The organism is Streptomyces sp. ISL-12, assembly GCF_018614415.1.
GTDB lineage: Bacteria > Actinomycetota > Actinomycetes > Streptomycetales > Streptomycetaceae > Streptomyces.
Map to the genome: position 1 here is coordinate 1 of NZ_JAGGOO010000192.1, position 5,605 is coordinate 5,605.

Genomic DNA, 5,605 nt, shown 5'->3' on the forward strand with positions numbered 1-5,605 from the left:
GGACAAGTCCCGCCGATGTCCCGCGTCCTGATCCGAACGACAGGCCCTAGCCGATCGCCTGACCGGGTCGGCCACTGCCGACCTGCGGCCGGGCAGCCACTCGCCGACGGTGGCTGCCCGGCCGGCGGGGGGTGCCGGGTTGATGGGCGGAACCCGGCACCCGCCGAACGCCCCTACGGGAGCTGGGTCACCCGGCCGGCCCGGCCGCCAGGGCACCGGCGGTGACCGCCCGGGACGTGGCGGTGCGGGACGCCGGCCCCGGCCGGAGGGTCTCCAGGGCGGCGCGGCAGGCGGCGACGACGCGGGCGTTCTCCGCGGTGTCCCGGACCGCGACCCGCACGGCGCGGCCCTCGTAACGCGGGGACAACGGGGACAGGTCGCGCAGGTACACGCCCTGGCGACGGCACTGGGCCACCAGACGGGCCGCGCCCGGCCGCTCGGACGGCAGGGTGAGGGTGAGGAAGTTCGCCACGGACTCCTCGACCTCTACCCTTTCGTCCAGGGCCGCCAGATCGGTGGCGAGGGTCCGGCGCAGGGCGTGGGTGCGCAGCCAGCGGCCGGAGTAGTACGCCGGGTCGCGCAGCGCCGCCACCGCGGCCAGCTGGGCCGGGAGCCCGACCTGCCAGGGCGGCGTCCAGTCGCGCAGCCGTGCCGCGGTGGCGGGTTCGGCCACCAGGTAGGCGGCCCGCACGCCGGACAGCGCGTACATCTTCGACAGTGAGGTGCAGACCACCACTCGCGGGTCCGTCGCGGCGAGCGGGGCGAGCGACTCGGTGAGGCCGGCGTAGCCGATGTACGCCTCGTCGATCCACCAGCGGGTCCGGGGCGGCGCGGCGGCGAGCAGGGACCGGAGTCCGGCGGCGGGGGCGTGCCGCCCGGTCGGGTTGTTCGGGTTGACCAGGACCACGAGGTCGTAGCCGCCGGAGGCGACGGCGGACGCCAGCCGGTCCGGGTCGATCCGCCAGCCGTCCGCGCGGCGCAGCGGGAACCGGTCGACGCGGCAGCCGATGACACGCTCCGTGACATGGGCGTACTCGCCGTAGCAGGGGTCCGTCAGCAGGACCCGGCTGGTGGGGGTCAGCCACCGGCCGAACGCCCGGAAGATCAGGTCGGACGAACCGGCGCCCACCGCGAGCGCGTCCACCGGCAGCGCGCGGGCCGCGGAGACCGCCGCGAGCAGGCCCTCGGCACCGGCGGGCGGTGAGGTCCGGGCGGCCCAGGCCGGGTCCTCGGCGAGCGCCGCCCGGACCCCGGGAGCCGGCGGGAACCAGGCGTCCAGGACGTCGGCGGCGACGATCCGGTGCCGCCGGTCAAGGTCGGCGAAGTCGGTGCCGATCGCCGTGAAGGAGGCGCCGCCGTGTTCGCAGCCGTCCGGCGGGGAGGCGAAAGGCGTGTCCAGCCGCCAGTCCGTCCGGTCCCGCAGCCGGGCGATCGCGGCGCGGTACCGGCCGGTCGCCGCCCGGGTCAGGCCGCTGACGCTCCCGGTCAGCACCTCGAAGGACGGGGCGCCGCTGCGCACGGTACGGCCGGCGGGGCGCAGTCCGGTGGCCAGGTACATGGTGAGCAGCTCGGTGCGGCCCATCGCCACCACCCGGCGTCCGCCCCGGGCCGCGATCCAGCGCAGCGCCGCGTACATCAGCAGCGTCGCCGCGCCGGTCGACCGCCGCTCCGGCTCCACGGTGAGCAGGCGCACCTCGAACACGCCGTCCTCGGACAGCACCGGCAGTTCCTCGCGCGTGAGGTACTTCTCCAGCGCGTACCGGCCCGCCCAGGGCGGCGTCACGCTGACGAAGCCGGTGCGGGCCGGGCCGTGTGCCACGACCAGGTAGACGTTGTCGCCGTCGAGTCCGTCGGACAGCCGTCCGGACGGGTCCGGCGGGTGCTGGCCCAGTTCCTGTGCGTACACCCGGTGGCGCAGCTCGTGGATCCACGGGAGATCCTCGGTGGTCGCCACGCGCACTTGCAGGTCGGGGCCCATGCATGCCTCTTCCGCCACGGGATGGGCCCCCATCGTGCGAGGCGGGCACGGGCCGGGCTCAGAGTCCGGGGACGCAGACGGGCTGAGTACGGGTACTCAGGCACGGTCGCCCTTCGTGTGCCGTCAGCGGGCGGCGCCGTGCCGGGCCAGGAACGCGTGGGTGCGTTCGGGCGTGGCGACGACGCGCCACTGCCGGTCGGGGTGGCCGAAGTTGTCGGTGAACTCGTCGGCCGCACCGCGCAGTTCGCTCATCGCGCCGAGCAACCGCCGCACGTGCCCGGGTGGCTGGAGCATGAGCTCGGACCAGCGGGCCGCTCCCATGACGACCTCGCCGCGGCGCCGCGCGACCCGGCGGCAGAACAGCTCGTCGAGGACGGGGTCCTCCAGGACGGCCTCGGCGACGACCTCGGCACTGTACGAGGCGATGTTGGCGCCCTGCCCGACGATGGGGTCGACGACGGTGTGGGCGTCGCCGAGGGAGAGCGCGTACCGTCCGCCGGGCAGTTCCGCCCAGTCCGCCCGCACGGTCGGCACGATCGCCGTCCGTACGAGGTCGAGCGGGCCCGTGAGCCCGAACTCGCCCGGCACGATCCGTGCGGAGACGGTGGGGTGGTGGGCCGCGAGTTCGTCGAGCACCGCGCGGCGGAACGCGGCCGGGTCGGCCCGGTGGTCGATGTCGCACAGCGCGTCCGCGCCGCCGTCGGGGACGCACTCGAACAGCAGCGCGGTGACGTGTCCGTCGCGGGAGTACAGCGGGATCTCGATCAGTTCGCCGCGGCCGGGGGCGAGGGACAGGGTCACGCCCTTGGGTTCGGCGGGCGCGACGCCGTGGTAGAGGCCGGCGCAGAGCCGGCGGCGCGGCGCGGTGGCCGAGCCGGGGCCGTCCAGCCGGGGGAAGAGCGCGGCGAGCGGGCCGCGTCCGGCGGCGACGACGAGGAGGTCGTGCCGGGCGGCGAGCTTCTCCACGTCGTCGGTGCCGACCTGCCCCACCCGGAGTTCGCCGCCGCGTTCCTGGAACACCTCGGTCAGCGCGGGCAGGACCAGGCGGTGGTCGACACCGCGGGAGGGGCTGGTGAAGTCGCCGCGGAACGACAGCGGCCGGGGGCCGCCGACGTAGTGGTGGTGGCAGGTGTAGCCGTATTCCCCGGCGGGCCAGAACCCGACGCCGAGCGCCTCCTCCCGGCGCAGGGTGGGGGCGTGGTGCGCGACGGTGGCCGGCAGGCGTCCGGTGGCCACCTGGGCCGGGGTCCGGTCGCTGTAGAGCGTGACGGGCAGGCCCTGCCGGCGCAGCAGCAGGCCCAGGTGGAGGCCGGCGACCCCCGCTCCGACGATTCCGATGTCCGGCATGGCAAGGCTCCCGGGAGGCGACCGTCGCGGCCCGTCCGCGCGGGGCCACGACTCGGTGGCTGGCTGGTCCATGGGGTGGCGCGGAGGAAGCCCTACCCTCCCGTCCGGCCGGTATGCCCGCGCTCCGCTATGTCTGGTAGCTCCGCAGCTTGCGGTAGAGCGTCGCGCGGCCGATGCCCAACGCCGCCGCCGTACGGGCCTTGTTGCCGCCGTGCCGGCGCAGGGTCTCCAGGATGGTGGCGCGTTCGGCCTGTTCCATGGGGCTGAGCGGGCGGGCGGCGGGGCCCTGGCGCACCGGGTCGGGGAGTTCGCAGCGCCGCACGGGACCCGTCGTGCGGCGCTGGAGCGCCAGTGCCCGTACGACGTGGGTGAGTTCGGTGACGTTGCCGTGCCACGGGTAGCGTTCCAGGGCGCGCAGCGCGTCCAGGGTCCAGGTGAGCGGCGGGTGTCCGGCGGCGGGGCGCGGGGTGACGGCGGGGAGGAGGTCCTCGATGTCCTCGGGGCGTTCCCGCAGCGCGGGCAGGGTGACCGAGCGGGCGGACAAGGCGTCCAGGAGCCGTTGCAGGCAGGGGCCCGGGGGTGTACCGGGGGTGTAGGTGAGCAGGAGCGGTGCGTCGGGGCGGTCGTCGAGCAGGCGGTTGAGGACGGCGACGTCCGGCTGCGCCAGGCGCTCGGCGTGCCGCAGGAGTACCGGGCGGTCCCCGGACGGCAGGACGCCCTCGCCCAGGGGGCCTTCGGCGGCGTCCAGGACGAGCGGGTCGCAGGTGAGTTCGCGGGCCAGGGTGGTCTTGCCGGTGCCGCGTTCGCCGGCCAGCAGCAACGGGGCGCGGACCTCGGCGAGTTCGGCGGCCCGTTCGACGGCCCGCCGCCAGGGCACCGACCGGCCGGCCAGCGCGACGGTGGCCCTGCCGGGGCCCCGCGCGGACGCGCCGGGCACCGGCTCCAGTTCGGCCACGGCCCCGACGACCGCCCCCTGATGCCGCACGGAGGCGACCCGCGCGGCGGCCACCGCCCCGGAGGGCAGCCGGATCTCGTACGTGAGGTCCGCGCCCGGCGGTTCCTCCGCGCCGTCCCGGGGTGGCGGGGGCACAGGCGCCGGTCCCGGGCCGGCCCCGGCAGCGGGGTCCCACGACTCCGGCACGCCGTCCCCGCCGCCCGGCCGCGGCGCCGACGGCAACCGGGCCCCGGACTCCGCATCCGTACTCGTACCGACACCCGCGCCCGGCAGTTCTCCCGAGGCGGGGCCGTACCCCAGGTCCCGGCCCCACGGCGCGTTCCGCTCCAGGTGTTCCAGGTCCGCCGGGGACAGCAGCCGGGCCGCGGCCCGGCTCACCAGCCGGCTGTGGCCGCCGAACGCGACCACCGCGCGGTCCTCGCCGGATGCCGCCGCGAGGTAGGCGTCCAGCAGGGCCCGTTCCGCCGGGCGCGACCGCGCCGCCAGTTCCGTCTCCACCAGCGCGGCCACCGCCTCGGCCAGCGCCGCCTCGGGAGGCGTACGGCCGTCCGTCCACAGCGGTGACGCCACGGTCACCGTCCCCCGGACGTGCCCGGCCGGGTCCAGGACCGGCACGCTGACCGCCGACACGTCCTGCCACGCGTCGAGGACGTGTTCGGGGCCGTGCACCGCGCAGGAGCGGCCGGTGCCCAGCGCGAGGGCCGCGCTGTTGTGTCCGACCCGCCGCTCGGACAGGTCCGCGCCGCCGGCGCCGTGGGACGGCCACAGGATCCGCGCCCGCTCGTCGGTGAGGAGGAGTACCGCCCGGCCGTCGCCGAGGCACGGCGCCAGCCGCTCCAGCACCGGCCGGGCCGCCGCCAGCAGGGCCGGCTCGGGCGGGCGGCCGGCCCCGTTCCCGGCGTCCGTGCCGGGCCCGGGACCCCGGTCCGCTTCCCCGGTGCCCGGCTCGGGCCAGGCCGTGTCCGGCCGTACCCCGAAGAACCGGGCACGCCGCCACGCGGCGGCCACCTCCTCCGGCACGCCGCCGGGGAGCGGACGCCCCGCCAGGAACCGTTCCCGGGCCCGCCTCAGCTGCGCGAGCGAACGAGAAGTGAAGGAATGGTGTGCGACTGGGAAGGAGCGATCTGCCGTGGCCATGACGTCCCACACCGTACCGGGCCCGGCCCCGTCGGCGACGGCCGATACCCCTGGGCGCCGCGCCACATGCGCACTGTCTCGTATTGAGACACTCACAGACCCCCCGCCCACTTCATGATCATGAGCGGTCTACCCTGTCCCCGTACCCTGAGCGTTGCCTGTGCACACTCTCGGTCCCTGATCCGCAC

Annotated in this window: 3 protein-coding genes; all 3 read right to left on the reverse strand. The window is 76.4% G+C overall.

The window, feature by feature from the left end; genetic code table 11:
- Positions 1-187: 187 nt before the first annotated feature.
- Positions 188-1,978, reverse strand: coding sequence for a histidinol-phosphate aminotransferase family protein (locus tag J7I94_RS37055; protein WP_215174642.1), 1,791 nt, complete (start codon positions 1,976-1,978; stop codon positions 188-190).
- A 123-nt stretch (positions 1,979-2,101) separates the two neighbouring features.
- Positions 2,102-3,325, reverse strand: coding sequence for a styrene monooxygenase/indole monooxygenase family protein (locus J7I94_RS37060; protein ID WP_215174644.1), 1,224 nt, complete (start codon positions 3,323-3,325; stop codon positions 2,102-2,104).
- A 127-nt stretch (positions 3,326-3,452) separates the two neighbouring features.
- Positions 3,453-5,417 (reverse strand): helix-turn-helix domain-containing protein, encoded by a 1,965-nt coding sequence (locus J7I94_RS37065; RefSeq protein ID WP_215174646.1) that lies wholly within the window; start codon positions 5,415-5,417, stop codon positions 3,453-3,455.
- Positions 5,418-5,605 lie beyond the last annotated feature (188 nt).